The organism is Streptomyces sp. NPDC033165, from assembly GCF_055577965.1.
Map to the genome: position 1 here is coordinate 356,250 of NZ_JBVIPK010000002.1, position 16,162 is coordinate 372,411.

General features: G+C 72.6%; 11 protein-coding genes. 8 read left to right on the plus strand and 3 right to left on the minus strand.

The genetic code is table 11. From position 1 onward, the window contains the following. The first annotated feature begins 35 nt into the window (after window positions 1-35). Window positions 36-926 carry a LysR family transcriptional regulator gene (locus ACZ5WC_RS06040; RefSeq protein ID WP_096630555.1) on the plus strand — a complete coding sequence of 297 codons (891 nt, stop codon included), beginning with the start codon at window positions 36-38 and terminating at the stop codon, window positions 924-926. Window positions 927-1,046: 120 nt separating this feature from the next. Here ACZ5WC_RS06040 and ACZ5WC_RS06045 read toward each other — a convergent pair whose 3' ends face one another. Next, window positions 1,047-1,379 carry a WhiB family transcriptional regulator gene (locus tag ACZ5WC_RS06045; protein ID WP_468539667.1) on the minus strand — a complete coding sequence of 111 codons (333 nt, stop codon included), beginning with the start codon at window positions 1,377-1,379 and terminating at the stop codon, window positions 1,047-1,049. A gap of 451 nt (window positions 1,380-1,830) precedes the next feature. Between ACZ5WC_RS06045 and ACZ5WC_RS06050 the strand changes: the two genes are divergently transcribed. The 4 genes from ACZ5WC_RS06050 to ACZ5WC_RS06065 all read left to right on the plus strand — a co-directional run bounded on the left by ACZ5WC_RS06050 (window position 1,831) and on the right by ACZ5WC_RS06065 (window position 6,188). After that, window positions 1,831-2,442: a response regulator transcription factor gene (locus tag ACZ5WC_RS06050; RefSeq protein WP_003948568.1), complete on the plus strand. Its 612-nt coding sequence runs from the start codon at window positions 1,831-1,833 to the stop codon at window positions 2,440-2,442. Window positions 2,443-2,731: 289 nt separating this feature from the next. Next, the gene (locus ACZ5WC_RS06055; protein WP_006126954.1) at window positions 2,732-3,307 is read left to right on the plus strand and encodes a sigma-70 family RNA polymerase sigma factor; all 576 of its coding nucleotides are present in this window, start codon (window positions 2,732-2,734) and stop codon (window positions 3,305-3,307) included. Between the two features lie 139 nt (window positions 3,308-3,446). Further along, window positions 3,447-4,949, plus strand: a complete 1,503-nt coding sequence (gene guaB / locus ACZ5WC_RS06060; protein ID WP_468539668.1) for an IMP dehydrogenase — start codon at window positions 3,447-3,449, stop codon at window positions 4,947-4,949. A 114-nt stretch (window positions 4,950-5,063) separates the two neighbouring features. Then, complete coding sequence (locus tag ACZ5WC_RS06065; protein WP_096630550.1) at window positions 5,064-6,188, plus strand: GuaB3 family IMP dehydrogenase-related protein; 1,125 nt, start codon at window positions 5,064-5,066, stop codon at window positions 6,186-6,188. Window positions 6,189-6,260: 72 nt separating this feature from the next. Here ACZ5WC_RS06065 and ACZ5WC_RS06070 read toward each other — a convergent pair whose 3' ends face one another. Both ACZ5WC_RS06070 and ACZ5WC_RS06075 read right to left on the minus strand, forming a co-directional pair. Next, a complete protein-coding gene (locus ACZ5WC_RS06070; RefSeq protein WP_468539669.1) occupies window positions 6,261-6,911 on the minus strand; it encodes a hypothetical protein in 651 nt (216 codons plus the stop codon). 131 nt (window positions 6,912-7,042) lie between these two features. Beyond that, window positions 7,043-8,305, minus strand: a complete 1,263-nt coding sequence (locus ACZ5WC_RS06075) for a nucleotide sugar dehydrogenase (RefSeq protein ID WP_468539670.1) — start codon at window positions 8,303-8,305, stop codon at window positions 7,043-7,045. Window positions 8,306-8,551: 246 nt separating this feature from the next. Between ACZ5WC_RS06075 and ACZ5WC_RS06080 the strand changes: the two genes are divergently transcribed. The 3 genes from ACZ5WC_RS06080 to ACZ5WC_RS06090 all read left to right on the plus strand — a co-directional run bounded on the left by ACZ5WC_RS06080 (window position 8,552) and on the right by ACZ5WC_RS06090 (window position 16,067). Beyond that, window positions 8,552-10,258, plus strand: coding sequence for a glycerol-3-phosphate dehydrogenase/oxidase (locus ACZ5WC_RS06080; protein WP_311121091.1), 1,707 nt, complete (start codon window positions 8,552-8,554; stop codon window positions 10,256-10,258). Window positions 10,259-10,634: 376 nt separating this feature from the next. Continuing rightward, complete coding sequence (locus ACZ5WC_RS06085) at window positions 10,635-12,806, plus strand: serine/threonine-protein kinase (RefSeq protein ID WP_468539671.1); 2,172 nt, start codon at window positions 10,635-10,637, stop codon at window positions 12,804-12,806. A 195-nt stretch (window positions 12,807-13,001) separates the two neighbouring features. Then, the gene (locus ACZ5WC_RS06090; protein WP_468539961.1) at window positions 13,002-16,067 is read left to right on the plus strand and encodes a protein kinase; all 3,066 of its coding nucleotides are present in this window, start codon (window positions 13,002-13,004) and stop codon (window positions 16,065-16,067) included. Window positions 16,068-16,162: the final 95 nt, after the last annotated feature.

Genomic DNA, 16,162 nt, shown 5'->3' on the forward strand with positions numbered 1-16,162 from the left:
TCGCCTCGCACCCAAGAATCTCTTATGGTGACGGGGTGATCGAAGCCCGCCACCTCCGTGTCCTGCGCGCCGTCGCCGCCACCGGTTCGTTCTCCGCCGCCGCCCGCGAACTGGGCTGCACCCAGCCCGCGGTCAGCCAGCAGATGAAGGCCCTGGAGTCCTCCGCGGGCACCACGCTGCTGATCCGCACCGGGCGCGAGATGCGCCTGACCCAGGCGGGCGAGGCGCTGGTGCGGCACGCCTCCGGCATCCTCGCGGGGCTGACCGCCGCCGAGGAGGAGGTCGCCGCCATCGCCGGCCTGCGGGCCGGGCGGGTCCGCCTGGTCTCCTTCCCGAGCGGCAGCTCCACCCTCGTCCCCGGAGCCCTGGCCGCCCTGCGCGCCGAACACCCCGGCACCCGCGTCTCGCTGGTCGAGGCGGAGCCGCCGCGCTCGGTGGACCTGCTGCGCGAGGGCGACTGCGATATCGCGCTGGCGTTCCGCTACGGGACCACCGGCGGCGAATGGGACGACCTGGTGGTCCGGCCGCTGCTCACCGACCGGCTGATCGGCCTGGTCCCCGACGGGCACCGGCTGGCGGAGGCGCCGAGCGTGTCCATCGGGGAACTGGCCGAGGAGTCGTGGATCGCGGGCTGCCCGCGCTGCCGCCGTCAGCTGGTCGAGGTCTGCGAGGAGTCCGGCTTCACCCCGCGCATCGACTTCGCCACCGACGACTACCCGGCCGTGATGGGCCTGGTCGGGGCCGGGCTCGGGGTGGCGGTGCTGCCGGAGCTGGCCGTCGAGTCGGTACGCCCCAAGGGGGCCAGGACCGTGCCGGTGGAGCCCGCGATCGAGCGGGAGATCGTGGCCCTCACCCTGCCCGACCTGGCCCGGGTCCCGGCGGTGGCGGCCACCCTGGACCAGCTGTCCCGGACGGCCGCCCGCTGAGCGCCGGGGCCCCGGGGCGCGGCTGAGGGCACACGTATCCTCCGGCGGCCGGTCCGCCCGCGGCCGGACGGCTGAAGTCCTCGAAGAAACGTTTCTGCGTTCAGTTGTGCCGTACGGGTGTCAGGTACGTCCGGGGCCGGTGGCGGAACCCGACGGCGTCGCGGTGATCAGCCGGGCCCTGGCCCGGCCCATCAGCTCCTCGCGCTCGTCCTCCGTCAGGCCGCCCCACACTCCGTACGGCTCCCTCACGGCCAGGGCGTGCGCCGCGCATTCGGCCCGTACCGGGCACCGCATGCACACCTCCTTCGCCGAGGTCTCGCGGGCGCTCCGGGCCGCGCCGCGCTCTCCCTCGGGGTGGAAGAACAGGGAGCTGTCCACGCCTCGGCAGGCGGCGAGCAGCTGCCAGTCCCACAGGTCTGCGTTGGGTCCGGGAAGGCGGGAGAAATCTGCCATTGCTTGTCCCCTCGGAGCTGTGCTGCGTCGGAAGCGGCATCCTCGACCGTCCGTGATCGACGGCCCTCTTGGATTGACCGTCGTGATCGGTGTGACCGGAGTCTCGACCGTACATCTACGGTGCTAGTAGATGTAAATATGACTGATTGCGAATCTAGCCACAGACACCCTTGAAAGGGAAGAAATAGTGCCGAATAGGGCACGCCAACGAGTGAAGATCCAGTTGACGGGTGAATCACCCGCGCCGTTCTCCTCCGTGTGCGGCCCTTCACGTAGAGTGCCGAACCCGACGGTCCGACCCGTAACTCTTTCGAGTGACCATCGTTAAGAGAGCGGATGCGGTTGACGGAGAACGAGCTCGGGCACATGTCCGAGGGGGTCAACCGCACAGGTGACGACTTGTATCAGCCTGGAGGCTCAAGGTGACGCGCATCAGCTGCGGAGGACGGTCATGACATCCGTCCTCGTCTGCGACGACTCCCCGCTTGCCCGAGAAGCGCTCCGTCGCGCGGTGGCCACCGTGCCCGGCGTCGAGCGTGTGACGACCGCGGCCAACGGCGAGGAAGTCCTCCGCCGCTGGGGTGCCGATCGCTCGGATCTGATTCTGATGGACGTACGCATGCCCGGTCTCGGGGGTGTGGAGACCGTCCGGCGGCTGCTCTCCGCCGACCCCGGGGCCCGGATCATCATGCTGACCGTCGCCGAGGACCTGGACGGCGTCGCGCTCGCGGTCGCCGCGGGCGCCCGCGGGTATCTGCACAAGGACGCCTCGCGCGCCGAACTGCGGGCCACCGTCACCCAGGCGCTGGCCGACCCGACGTGGCGGCTCGCCCCGCGCCGGCTGCGGTCCGCCGAGATGGGCGCGGCTCCCACGCTCACCGCGCGGGAGATCCAGGTGCTCGAAGGCATGAGCCACGGCCGCTCCAACGCGGAGATCGGCCGGGAGCTGTTCCTCTCCGAGGACACGGTCAAGACCCACGCCCGGCGACTGTTCAAGAAGCTCGGGGCCTCGGACCGCGCCCATGCGGTGGCCCTCGGATTCCGCTGGGGCCTGGTCCGCTGACTACCGGCCCGACCGGCCCGGGCCCGCCCCCGTCCGCAGTCCGGCGGACGGGGTCACGGAGCCGGGCCACCGGCTCCACGCCCCGTGTCCGGGCGCCCGCCCGGCGGCGCCATGTGACGCTTCCCGGCCGATGACGCATCCTTGAGTCGTGGAGTTCCTCAGGAACGATTCGGTCGAGCGGAAGGGGAGGGCGCAGGAGATGACATCCGGCGCACCCGCTCATAACGCTTCGGTGCACAACTCCGGACGCGGTGCAGCGGACCGTACGGCAGCAGGGCACCATGGTCCGATGCGCGACGACGAAACCACGGTGATCGGTGCCCTCGTGCACCGAGCCGTCGACGGTGACGCGCAGGCCACCCACGATCTGCTGGCCCATGTACACCCCCTCGCCCTGCGCTACTGCCGCTCCCGGCTGAACCGCCTGCCCGGTGATGCTCGCCACTTCGTGGAGGACCTCGCGCAGGAGGTCTGCGTCGCCGTGCTGATGGCGCTGCCGCGCTACAAGGACACCGGCCGGCCCTTCGAAGCCTTCGTCTTCGCCATCGCCGGGCACAAGGTCGCCGACCTCCAGCGCGCCGCGATGCGCCATCCGGGGTCGACCGCGGTGCCCTCCGACGAGATGCCGGAGCGGCCCGACGACTCGCTCGGCCCGGAGGAGCGCGCCCTGCTCAGCAGCGATGCCGCCTGGGCGAAGAAGCTCCTCGCCAACCTCCCGGAGAGCCAGCGCGAGCTGCTGGTCCTGCGGGTCGCGGTCGGGCTGACCGCGGAGGAGACCGGCCGGATGCTCGGGATGTCCCCGGGCGCGGTGCGGGTCGCCCAGCACCGCGCGCTCAGCAGGCTGCGCGCGCTCGCGGAGCAGTAGCGAAGCCCGCGCCCACGTCCGTACGAGGCGCTGTAGGAAGCTACAGAACGGCCAAGTGATCTTGATCGTGGAATGAGACACCCGTGGAGCCCGTTAGCATGGACATCCGCACCGATCAAGGCCATTTGGGGAAGGTGTCATGACTGCAAACGTCGACGGAGTGCCCGAGAAGTTCGCGACGCTCGGGCTGACCTACGACGACGTGCTGCTGTTGCCCGGCGCGTCCGAGGTCCTGCCCAACGCGGTCGACACCTCGTCGCTCATCTCGCGCAACGTACGGGTGAACATTCCCCTGCTGTCCGCCGCCATGGACAAGGTGACCGAGGCCCGGATGGCCATCGCCATGGCCCGTCAGGGCGGCGTCGGCGTGCTGCACCGCAACCTCTCGGTCGAGGACCAGGTCAACCAGGTCGACCTGGTCAAGCGCTCCGAGTCCGGCATGGTCACCGACCCGATCACCGTGCACCCCGACGCCACACTCGGCGAGGCGGACGCGCTCTGCGCGAAGTTCCGCATCAGCGGCGTGCCGGTCACCGACGCCGCGGGCAAGCTCCTGGGCATCGTCACCAACCGCGACATGGCCTTCGAGTCGGACCGCACGCGCCAGGTGCGCGAGGTCATGACGCCGATGCCGCTCGTCACCGGCCGGGTCGGGATCTCCGGCGTCGAGGCCATGGAGCTGCTGCGCCGCCACAAGATCGAGAAGCTGCCGCTGGTCGACGAGGCGGGCATCCTCAAGGGCCTCATCACGGTCAAGGACTTCAAGAAGGCCGAGCAGTACCCGAACGCCGCCAAGGACGCCGAAGGCCGTCTGCTGGTCGGCGCGGCCGTCGGGGCCAGCCCCGAGGCGCTGGAGCGCGCACAGGCGCTCGCGTCCGCCGGGGTCGACTTCCTGATCGTCGACACCTCGCACGGACACAACCGCAACGCCCTCGACTGGATGGCGAAGATCAAGTCGAGCGTCGGCGTCGACGTCATCGGCGGCAACGTCGCCACCCGCGACGGCGCCCAGGCCCTCATCGACGCCGGTGTCGACGGCGTGAAGGTCGGCGTCGGCCCCGGCTCGATCTGCACCACCCGTGTGGTCGCCGGTATCGGCGTCCCGCAGGTCACCGCGATCTACGAGGCCGCGCTCGCCGCCCGCGCCGCAGGCGTCCCGGTGATCGGCGACGGCGGCCTCCAGTACAGCGGCGACATCGGCAAGGCGCTGGCCGCCGGTGCCGACAGCGTGATGCTGGGCAGCCTCCTCGCGGGCTGCGAGGAGTCCCCGGGCGAGCTGATGTTCATCAACGGCAAGCAGTTCAAGTCGTACCGCGGCATGGGCTCGCTGGGTGCCATGCAGTCCCGCGGCCAGGGCCGTTCGTACTCCAAGGACCGCTACTTCCAGGCCGAGGTGGCCTCGGACGACAAGCTCGTCCCCGAAGGCATCGAGGGCCAGGTGCCCTACCGGGGCCCGCTGGCCAACGTCCTCCACCAGCTGGTCGGCGGGCTGCGCCAGACCATGGGCTACGTCGGCGCCGCGACCGTCGACGAGATGGAGAGCAAGGGCCGCTTCGTCCGGATCACCTCGGCGGGCCTCAAGGAGAGCCACCCGCACGACATCCAGATGACGGTCGAAGCGCCGAACTACAGCAAGAAGTAGTAAGAAGTAACCCATCAGCGCAGGTGAGGGGCGGACCGGAGTTCCCGGTACCGCCCCTTCGCCACGGGTCGGGGATACTGGTCAGCGCAGACGTAGAGGGAAAGGCCACACATCGTGACTGAGATCGAGATCGGGCGCGGCAAGCGCGGCCGCCGGGCTTACGCATTCGACGACATCGCTGTCGTTCCGAGCCGCCGCACCCGCGACCCGAAGGAGGTCTCGATCGCCTGGCAGATCGACGCCTACCGCTTCGAGCTGCCGTTCCTGGCCGCTCCCATGGACTCCGTGGTCTCCCCGCAGCACGCCATCCGCATCGGTGAGCTGGGCGGCCTGGGCGTCCTCAACCTGGAAGGGCTGTGGACCCGGCACGCCGACCCGCAGCCGCTGCTGGACGAGATCGCCGAGATGCCGGCCGAGACCGCGACCCGCCGGCTCCAGGAGATCTACTCCGCCCCCATCCAGGAGGAGCTGATCGGGCAGCGCATCAAGGAGGTGCGCGACTCCGGTGTCGTCACCGCCGCCGCGCTCTCCCCGCAGCGCACCGCCCAGTTCTCCAAGGCCGTCGTCGACGCCGGGGTGGACATCTTCGTCATCCGCGGTACGACGGTCTCCGCCGAGCACGTCTCGGGCGCGGCCGAGCCGCTGAACCTGAAGCAGTTCATCTACGAGCTGGACGTCCCGGTCATCGTCGGCGGCTGCGCCACGTACACCGCCGCCCTGCACCTGATGCGGACCGGCGCGGCCGGTGTCCTCGTCGGCTTCGGCGGCGGCGCCGCGCACACCACGCGCAACGTCTTCGGCATCCAGGTCCCGATGGCGACCGCCGTCGCGGACGTGGCCGGGGCCCGCCGCGACTACATGGACGAGTCCGGCGGCCGGTACGTGCACGTCATCGCGGACGGCGGCGTCGGCTGGTCCGGCGACCTGCCGAAGGCCATCGCCTGCGGTGCGGACGCCGTGATGATGGGCTCCCCGCTGGCCCGCGCGACGGACGCGCCCGGCCGCGGCCGCCACTGGGGCATGGAGGCCGTCCACGAGGACGTGCCGCGCGGCAAGCTGGTCGACCTCGGCACGGTCGGGACGACGGAGGAGGTCCTCACCGGTCCTTCGCACACCCCGGACGGCTCGATGAACATCTTCGGCGCCCTGCGCCGCGCGATGGCCACCACGGGCTACAGCGACCTGAAGGAGTTCCAGCGCGTCGAGGTGACGGTGGCGGACTCCCAGCACCGCCGCTGACCCGTCCCGCAGCACATGCGGAAGGGGCCGGACCGTCACGGTCCGGGCCCTTCCGCATGGTCGTACGGGGCGTCAGCCCGCCTTCTTGGCACCACCGATGGCGGCGATCGGGCCGAGGGCGAGGAAGAGGTACGTCATGAAGTCGGACTCTTCCTTCCAGATCCTCGTCACGGTGTCGAAGTGGTCGACGAAGACCTCGGAGAAGGGGATGTTCGCCACGTCCGCCATCACCATCGACATGCCGATGAGCTGGCCGAGGTAGACCGCGCCGAGCGAGAAGAGCGCCGCAGCCGCGACGATCGCGGGGTTCCGGCCGCCGACCTTGCTTGCCGCGAAGCCGGTCAGGAAGCCTACGCCGATCGCCGCGTATCCGACCTCGCGCTCGATGGAGCCCGCGATCACGCCGTACAGGATGCCCGCGACGATCGCCGCGCCCAGGGCGACCAGCACGCCGAGCGCGATGTTGTTGCGGACCGGGGCCGGCGGGGGAGCCGGGGCGAAGGGCGCCCCGCCGTACGGGCCGGGCTGGCCGGGCTGCTGGGCCGCGAAGGGGTTGCCGGTCGGGGCCGGGGGCTGCTGGCCGTACGGGTTGCCGGTCGGGGCGGTGGGCTGACCCGGCTGGCTCGCGTACGGATTGCCTTCCGCGGGCTGGCCGCCGTACGGCTGCGGCTGGCCGCCGTACGGCTGCTGGGGCTGGTTCGGCGGCGGCACGGGCTGGCTCACGGTGGGACTCCCCCTGGGGCAGGTGCGTATGTGTGCGCGAGATGCGCACGTCCGTGCGCTCTGTGACGCCGCACAGTAGCAGTACGCCCCGTAGACGGTCACCGGTGAATTCCGCGGCGGCCCGCCCCGCCTCAGAGCCGGTGCGCGGCCCCCGCCGGGGTGGCTCCCCGGGTGTCCAGGAGCAGCTGGGCCTTGACCGCGAGGCCCTGGAGGTCGTAGGTGCGGTGCTGCTGGAGCAGCACGGTCAGGTCGGCCGCGGCGGCTGCCTCGTACAGCGAGTCCGCGCGCGGGACAGGGAGTTCGCGTACCCGCCAGTCCAGGACGTGCGTGTCGTGGTAGCCGATCTGGGCGCCCATGTCCATCAGCCGGGTGGCGATCTCCCGGGCGGGGGCGGCCTCCTGGTCGGCGCTGTCCGGTTTGTAGGTGACGCCGAGCAGCAGGACGCGCGCACCTCGGACGGACTTGCCGTGCTCGTTGAGGAGGGTGGCGCAGCGCTGGATGACGTAACTGGGCATACGGTCGTTGATCTCCTGCGCCAGCGAGACCATGCGCAACGGGTGCCCGGGGGTGCGGGTGCTGTAGGGCAGGCAGCCGGGGTCCACCGGGACGCCGTGGCCGCCGACACCGGGCCCCGGGCGGAAGGGCTGGAAGCCGAAGGGCTTGGTCTCGGCGCACCGGATGACGTCCCAGAGGTCGACGCCGAGGTCGTGGCAGGCCACTGCCATCTCGTTGACCAGCGCGATGTTGACGTGCCGGAAGTTGGTCTCCAGCACCTTCGTCATCTCCGCCTCGCGCGGGCCCCGGGCCCGTACGACCTTGTCGGTGAGGCGTCCGTAGAACGCGGCGGCCGACTCGGTGCAGGCGGGGGTGAGGCCGCCGATGACCCTGGGGGTGTTGGCCAGGGTGTGGGTGCGGTTGCCGGGGTCCAGCCGACTGGGGGAGCAGGCGAGGTGGAAGTCGCGTCCGGCGAGGAGCCCGGAGCCCTCTTCGAGCAGGGGGCGCAGGAAGTTCTCGGTGGTGCCGGGCGGTACGGCGGACTCCAGCAGCACGGTGGTGTGCGGGCGCAGCCGGGCGGCCAGGGCGCGGGCGGCGTCGCCAAGGGCGGTGAGGTCGACGGTGCGGTCGGCGCCGAGGGGGGCGGGGGAGCAGATCACGGCGGTACGGACCCGGCCCAGTTCGGCGGCGCTCGTGGTGGGCCGGAAGCCGCCGGAGAGCATGCGGCGGACCTCGGAGGCGGTGAGGGTGCCTTCGACGGGGCTGCGGCCCGCTCTGAGCTCCGCGTAGGGGCGTGGGTCGGGGTCGTAGCCGACGGTGTCGATTCCGGCGGTCACGGCGGCCTGGGCGAGGGGCAGTCCGAGGTGACCGAGTCCGATGACGGCGAGGTCTGCGGGCATGTCGAAACCGTCCTTCCCTAAGACCGGAGGGTGAAGATCGCAACTGCTGTGGACAGCGCAATGTCAGACTAGGCGTAAATATGACCAATATGTCGCATTGTGTGATTCCGGATGCCCGGGTGTTGTCCACAGGCGGTGGCTGAAGTCGGGGAGCGCGGACAGAATCGAGGGGTGGACACGGGCGGCCGGCCCCTCGGCCGGGTGGCACTCCCGTGTCCGACCACCCCGATCCACCGGGAGGCAGCAGTGAGGACAGCGACACTGGGACCCGCCGAGCGCACCGCCGCGCTCGCCGCCATGGCCGAGCGCGAACTGGACGTGCTGGTCGTGGGAGCGGGCGTGGTCGGAGCGGGCACGGCGCTGGACGCCGCCACCAGAGGACTCTCGACCGGCCTGGTCGAGGCCCGCGACTGGGCGTCCGGCACGTCGAGCAGGTCGAGCAAGCTGATCCACGGGGGGCTGCGCTATCTGGAGATGCTCGACTTCGCCCTGGTCCGCGAGGCGCTCAAGGAGCGCGGCCTGCTCCTGGAGCGGCTCGCCCCGCATCTGGTGAAGCCGGTGCCTTTCCTCTACCCCTTGCAGCACAAGGGCTGGGAGCGGTTCTACGCAGGCTCCGGCGTGGCGCTGTACGACGCGATGTCGGTCTCCTCGGGCCACGGCCGGGGGCTGCCCGTGCACCGCCACCTCTCCCGCCGCCACGCCCTGCGCGTCGCCCCCGCGCTGAAGAAGGACGCCCTGGTCGGCGCGTTGCAGTACTACGACGCCCAGATGGACGACGCCCGCTTCGTCACCGCGCTGGTGCGCACCGCCGCCTCCTACGGGGCCCAGGTGGCCAACCGGGCCCGGGTGATCGGCTTCCTCCGCGAGGGCGAGCGGGTCGTCGGCGCGCGGGTGCAGGACGTCGAGGGCGGCAAGGAGTACGAGGTCCGGGCCAAGCAGGTGGTCAACGCGACCGGCGTCTGGACCGACGACACGCAGGGCCTCATCGGCGAGCGCGGACAGTTCCACGTCCGGGCCTCGAAGGGCATCCACCTCGTCGTCCCCAAGGACCGCATCCACTCCTCCACCGGTCTCATCCTGCGCACCGAGAAGTCCGTCCTCTTCGTCATCCCCTGGGGGAGGCACTGGATCATCGGCACCACGGACACCGACTGGGATCTGGACAAGGCCCATCCGGCCGCCTCCAGCGCCGATATCGACTATCTCCTCCAGCACGTCAACTCCGTCCTCAACACCCCGCTGACCAGGGACGACGTCCAAGGTGTCTATGCCGGCCTGCGGCCGCTGCTGGCCGGTGAGTCCGACGCCACCAGCAAGCTGTCGCGCGAGCACACCGTCGCCCACCCCGCCCCCGGGCTGGTCGTCGTGGCGGGCGGCAAGTACACGACGTACCGGGTCATGGCCAAGGACGCGGTGGACGAGGCGGTGCACGGGCTCGACCAGCGGGTCGCCGCCTGCGTCACCGAGGACATCCCGCTGCTCGGAGCCGAGGGATACAAGGCCCTGTGGAACGCCCGCGCCCGGATCGCGGCCCGCACCGGGCTCCATGTCGCCCGGGTGGAGCATCTGCTCAACCGGTACGGCTCAATGACGGAAGAAATTCTGGAACTGATCCTGGCCGACCCCTCCCTGGGTGAACCGCTGCCCGCCGCCGACGACTATCTGCGCGCCGAGATCGTCTACGCCGCCTCGCACGAGGGCGCCCGGCATCTGGACGACGTGCTGACCCGGCGCACCCGGATCTCCATCGAGACCTTCGACCGGGGCACCCGCAGCGCCCGCCTCTGCGCGGAGCTGATGGCGCCGGTGCTCGGCTGGGACGAGGGGCAGATCGACCGGGAGGTCCGCCACTACGAGAAGCGGGTGGAGGCCGAGCGGGAGTCGCAGCGTCAGCCCGACGACCTGACGGCGGACGCGGCCCGGCTCGGCGCTCCGGACATCGTGCCGATCTGATCCGGACATCGCTTCGATCCCGGGTCGCACGTGGTGTCATCGGCCATCGGCCTCGCGGCGCCCGGCAGTTGAGGGGCTGAGGCCCGGGGGCGTGCGCGGGCCCGGGCGAGCTGCCCTGGACGGAGGGGCGGGGTTGGTAGGAGGCTGTGGGGGGTGCGGTGTGGTTCGCCGGGCGGACGCACGGCCGCAAGGGGCGGGCCGCGGACACGCCGAGAACTTCGGGGAACGGCAGCCGGTCTCCCGGGCGTCGGTAGGGCGAAGGGTTGTCCACCGGCCGGGCCGCACAGCGGTGGACCCCGGACCCGGGACCAGGGCCGGTCCCGGGGTGAGGGACAATGAACGCTCTGCCAGGGCGGGTTGATCGCAGAGGGGACGCATGTCGGAGGCGGAGCAGGCACGGGAGCCCCAACGGGACAAGGAAGGTCGTCTCCTGGCGGGGCGCTACCGGCTCGGTGAGGTGCTCGGCCGGGGCGGCATGGGTACGGTCTGGCGCGCCGACGACGAGACGCTGGGCCGCGCGGTGGCGGTCAAGGAGCTGCGGTTCCCGTCGTCCATCGACGAGGACGAGAAGCGCCGGCTGATCACGCGCACCCTGCGTGAGGCGAAGGCGATCGCACGGATTCGCAACAACAGCGCGGTCACCGTGTACGACGTGGTCGACGAGGACGACCGCCCGTGGATCGTCATGGAGCTCATCGAGGGCAAGTCGCTGGCCGAAGCGATCCGCGAGGACGGCACGCTGACGCCGAAGCGGGCCGCCGAGGTCGGGCTCGCCATCCTCGACGTGCTGCGCTCGGCGCACCGCGAGGGCATCCTCCACCGCGATGTGAAGCCGTCCAACGTGCTGATCGCCGAGGACGGGCGCGTCGTCCTCACCGACTTCGGCATCGCCCAGGTGGAGGGCGACCCCTCGGTCACCTCCACCGGCATGCTCGTCGGCGCCCCCTCGTACATCTCGCCGGAGCGGGCCCGCGGCCACAAGCCGGGGCCGCCCGCCGACCTGTGGTCCCTGGGCGGACTGCTGTACGCGAGCGTCGAGGGCTGCCCGCCGTACGACAAGGGCTCGGCCATCGCCACCCTCACGGCCGTGATGACCGAACCGCTCGACCCGCCGAAGAACGCCGGTCCGCTCACCGAGGTCATCTACGGGCTGCTCGCCCGGGACCCCGACCAGCGCCTCGACGACGCCGGTGCGCGGGCGCTGCTCAACGACGTGATCAACACCCCCGACGCCCCCGTGCCGGCCCCCGCCGACTCCACCCAGGTCATGGCCCTGCCACCGGCGCCCGCTGCCGTCCCCCTCGTCAAAAAGGAGGCCGTCAAGAAGGCGGTCAAGCCGGCCAGGGCTCCCAAGCCGCCCAAGCCGGCCACGGGATCGGGCGAGTCCGGCGAGGGCACGCGCGACCGGCTGCGCGGAGCCCTGCGCTCCGTGCGCAACTCGAAGGCCGTGCAGGGCGCGGCCGCGGGTGCGGCGGTGGCCGGAGCGGCGGGTGCGGCGGCCTCCCCGGCCGCGGCGGACACCGGTTCGCCCGCTGCCCCGCCGAAGCCCGCCACGCGGCCCGGGGTCTCTTCCGCCCTGGGGCCCCGAAACGCTTCCGGTGGGAAGGCGGGGGCGGCCGGTGCGGGTGTCAAGGCGTCCGCCGCCGCCTCGAAGGCTCCCGTGGACGCCCCCCGGGCGGCGATGGCGTCGAGCGCCTCCGTACCCGGGCAGCGGCCGCCGTCCTCGCCCGCCTCCACGCGCGCCTCGATCACCGACGTGGTGCCCCGCCGCACCCTCGCGATCATCGCGGCCGTCGTCGCCCTGGCCGTCCTCGGCACGATTCTCGCGATCGCCCTCAGCGGTGACGACGGGGACAAGGGCGGCAAGGGCGACACCGCGGCCTCGGCCGGAGCCGCGAGCGGCGGCGCCGACGACGACAAGGGTGACGACAAGGGCAGCGGTCCGGGCGGCGAGAAGGGCGACGGCCAGAAGGAGGGCCAGGGTTCGGACGACGGCCGGGCCTCCGATGACCCGTCCGGCGAGGACTCCGGCGATCCGTCGAAGGAGTCGAAGGACCCCGGGGCGGACGAGCCGGGCGGCGACGCGCTGCCCGCCGGGTACGAAACGGTCACCGACAGCCGCTTCCGCTTCACCATGGCGATGCCCGGGGACTTCAAGCGCACCGCCATAGCGGGGGCCAACTCCGGCGGCATCTACAACGCCGAGCGGGGCGGCTTCCCGCGGGTCCAGGTCGACTTCAACAGCTCGCCCAAGGACGACGCGGCCGCCGCCTGGCGCGGGGCCGTCGCGAGCGCCAAGGTCCTCAGCGACAACTACAAGCACGGCAGCATAAAGAAGGTCGAGTACAACGGCTATCCGACCGTCGCCGACTGGACCTTCGAGCGCAGCCACGACGGCGTCCGGGTCCGGGTGCTGAACCGCGGCTTCAAGGTCGACGCCAAGCGCGGCTACTCGATCATGATCAGCTGCAAGGTGGACGAGTGGGACGGCGACGAGTGCCGGACGCTGCGCGAGACCGCGTTCGCGACCTTCAAGCCCACGGGCTGAACGACCAGCCGCCGGGAAACGTTTGCGCGGGCCGGGTTGGTACGACCCGGCCCGTTGGCGCGCGTTGCCACGTATCGTAAGACGCCGGAGACCGTACGCAGCCGGAACAGTAGGTCAATTGCCCGCCAAATGACCGTAACTGACGGATTCGTGCGGTCCTGGTGGCCGGGGGACAGCGCGCTCTGGGGAGGCGTCGTGGACGACTACGCGGGTCGGGTGCTTGCCGACCGCTACCGCCTTCCGCTGCCTCCGTCCGACGGGTACGAACTGGTCGAGACCCGGGCGTTCGACACTTACAGCGGTCAGGAAGTCCTGGTCCGCCAGGTGCCGTTGCCGGAGATCGTGGACGCGGAGGTGCTCGACGACGGCGGAATTCCCTCGGCGCCGGGGCGCGCCACCGGACGGGCCGTGCGCCGCAGCACGGACCCCGCGGTCCGGAGGGCGATCGAGGCCGCTCAGGCGGCGGCGCAGGTGCCCGACCACCCCCGGCTCGACCAGGTCTTCGACGTGTTCGCCGAGGCGGGTTCGCTGTGGATAGTCAGCGAGCTGGTCGCGGCCCGACCGCTGGCCGCTCTCCTCGCCGAACGCCCCCTCAACCCCTACCGGGCCGCCGAGATCGGTTCCGACGTGCTGACCGCCCTGCGGGTGCTGCACGCGCACGGCTGGACCCACCGCAACATCACCGTCCGCACGGTCCTGGTCTGCGACGACGGGCGCGTCATGCTGACCGGCCTCGCGGCGGGCGCGGCCGAGGAGGCGCTCTGCGGCTACGCCCCCGCACCGCTGCCCGACGCCGAACCGGTGACCGGCGGCGCCACGACCCAGGGCATCCCGGTGGTCGGGGCGGCTTCCTCGATGGACCCCGGTGGCGCGTATTCGCTCCCGCCGGGGGAGGAGCCGGGCGAGGAGAGCGGCGACGGGCGGGAAGGCCGAGCAGGCCGGGAAGGCCGGGAAGGCCGGGAGCTGTTCGTTCCGCCGCTGCCACAGGGGTACGCGCCGCAGCGGGCCGACGAGTCCGAGGAGCCGTACGAGCCGTACGGCACTGCCGGAGGGGCCGAGGCCCTGCCCCACTACCAGCCCGCGCCCGAGCCCCGGGAACCGCGGCCTTGGGAGGCCCGGTCGCCGGAGTCCCAGTCCCGGGAGCCCCGGCCCCTGGAGCACCAGGCGCCGCAGGCCGGGCAGGCGGTTGTTCCGCGTGCCGCCGCCCCCGGCGTCCCGTACGCCCCCGTGCCGCCGCCCGCCGAGCCGGGTGCCGCGAGCGCGGCTCAGCTGCGGGCCGCCCGAGCCGGGGCCATCGCCGCCTACCGGGCGGGGGCGCGCGCCGCCGCCCGGGTGACCGAGGAGCAGCAGCAGGCAGGCCCCGCTCCGACCGGCCCCGCGTCGACCGGCCCCGCGTCGACCGGACAGGTTTCGGCCGACCTCACGAAGGCGCCGCCCGCCCCCCGGGCGGAGGCCGACGGCGACAGCGCGGGCGTCGGTGCAGGCGCTGGCGTGCCCCCCGGAACCGGCCCCCACCTCACCCGCCCCTGGAGCAGCTCCGCCGAGGAGCCCTACCCCGACGGCGACCACCCCTACGACGAGGACGACGAGGACGACGACGAGGGGCCGCGCCCGCCGGGGCGTCGCGTCCACCTCACCGGGACCTGGGACGACGGGCCGGGCTCCGGGCGGCCCGTCTCCGCGGGCGGCTCCGGCGAGGACGCGTCGCGCGCCGAATCCCGGCGGCCCGGTCCGCCCGTCCCGGTCTCGAAGCCGCTCGCCCGAGCCGCGGCGCTCCCGGCGGCCCGGTCCGCACCCCGGGCCTGGGAGGACGCCGTCGCGGGCGGCGGCGAGCCCGTCGTCCACCGCGGCCCCGCCACCCCGCTTGCCGCCGAACGCGCCCGCCAGGCCCGGATCGCCGTCGTCGGGGCCGTCACCGAACGCTGGGCTCCCGAACAGGCCGGTCCGGTCCATGAGAACTGGCAGCTCGCGCCCCCGATCGGCCCCTCCACCGACCTGTGGGCGCTCGGCGCGCTGCTCTTCCGTGCTGTTCAGGGCCACGCCCCCTACCCGGAGGAGAACGCGGCCGAACTGGTCCAGATGGTGTGCGGCGAGCCGCCCGCCTTCGCGGAGGAGTGCGGTCCGCTGCGGCCCGTCGTCGAGTCGCTGCTGCGCCAGGACCCCACGGAGCGGCCGGACTTCGAGGAGCTGCGCGGCTGGCTGCGCTCGCTGGTGCGGTCCGCGCCGGAGCCGGAGGCGGGCACGGACGTCGTCCCGCTGCCCGCGGCCGACGCCACCCGGCTCCCCGTCGTACGCCGCCGGGGCGAGCTGGTCCGCAGGCGCCGGGGCCGCTTCGGCGGGGGCGCGGCGCACGGCAGGCACCGCCAGGGCAAGCGGCAGCGGCCGCCGAAGCGGCGCGGGGGCGCGGAGCCGGACCGGCATCTGTCGCCGCTGCCGCCCGAACGGTCCGCGCGCAGGACCGTCGAGTCCTGGGAGGAGCACCGTCCCGCCCGCGTACCGCGTGCGCCCAAGGGCCCCCGGGTGCTGCGCGAACCGCCGCGCAGGGACGAGGACGCGTCCCCCCGCAGGCTGGGCCGCCTGCTGCTCGTCCTGATCCTGCTGCTGATGGCCGCCGCCGTCGCGTACGCGGTGATGTTCATGCCGAAGCAGGAGCCCGGCACGGACAGCGGTGCGCCGGGTCCGGCCACCGGTTCCGCCGCGTCCAGGGGGCCTCAGCCGTCCGTGTCGGCGGGCGAGAGCGGCGGCACGGAGGGAACCGGCGACACCGGATCCCAGCAGCCGCAGACCAGCCGCTCCGCCGTGGCCCTCGCCCCCGGTTACGCGCTCCGCAAGGACGCGGAGGGCTTCGAGGTCGGCGTACCGAAGGACTGGCAGCGCAGCCCCGCCAACGCGGACCGTCAGATCCGCTACGGCAGCGACGGGTTCACCCTGCTCGTGGTGCCCGGCCGGGACACGGTGAAGGCGGGCGGCAGCGATCCGCTCGCCTACCAGCGGGACAAGGAGCCCGAGCTCCAGCCGTTCCGGGACTCCAGCTGGTCGTCGTCCACCGGTGTGCGCCGCGTCGACGTCGGCCGACAGGCCATGGCCGAGGGCCAGTTCACCTGGCAGGAGAGCGGCGGGCGCGAGGTGTACGTCCGCAACCTCGCCATGATCGTCGACGGCCGCTACCACGTCATCCAGGCCATCGGCCCCGAGAGCGAACGCGACCGGGTCACCGAGATCTACGAGCAGGCCATCGCCTCGTACCGAGTGAACGCCTGACCACCGGTCATCGGCGGCCCGCCGCAACGGCCGTTGTTGTGCGGTGCCGACAACCATCACAGTGCGGTCTCGTGGGCGATCCCCCGTTACGCCGC

Coding starts and splice junctions, on each gene's coding strand:
- ACZ5WC_RS06085 (WP_468539671.1), top strand. CDS start 10,635: ATGTCGGAGGCGGAGCAGGCACGGGAGCCCCAACGGGACAAGGAAGGT.
- ACZ5WC_RS06055 (WP_006126954.1), top strand. CDS start 2,732: ATGCGCGACGACGAAACCACGGTGATCGGTGCCCTCGTGCACCGAGCC.
- ACZ5WC_RS06050 (WP_003948568.1), top strand. CDS start 1,831: ATGACATCCGTCCTCGTCTGCGACGACTCCCCGCTTGCCCGAGAAGCG.
- ACZ5WC_RS06045 (WP_468539667.1), bottom strand. CDS start 1,379: ATGGCAGATTTCTCCCGCCTTCCCGGACCCAACGCAGACCTGTGGGAC.
- ACZ5WC_RS06075 (WP_468539670.1), bottom strand. CDS start 8,305: ATGCCCGCAGACCTCGCCGTCATCGGACTCGGTCACCTCGGACTGCCC.
- guaB (WP_468539668.1), top strand. CDS start 3,447: ATGACTGCAAACGTCGACGGAGTGCCCGAGAAGTTCGCGACGCTCGGG.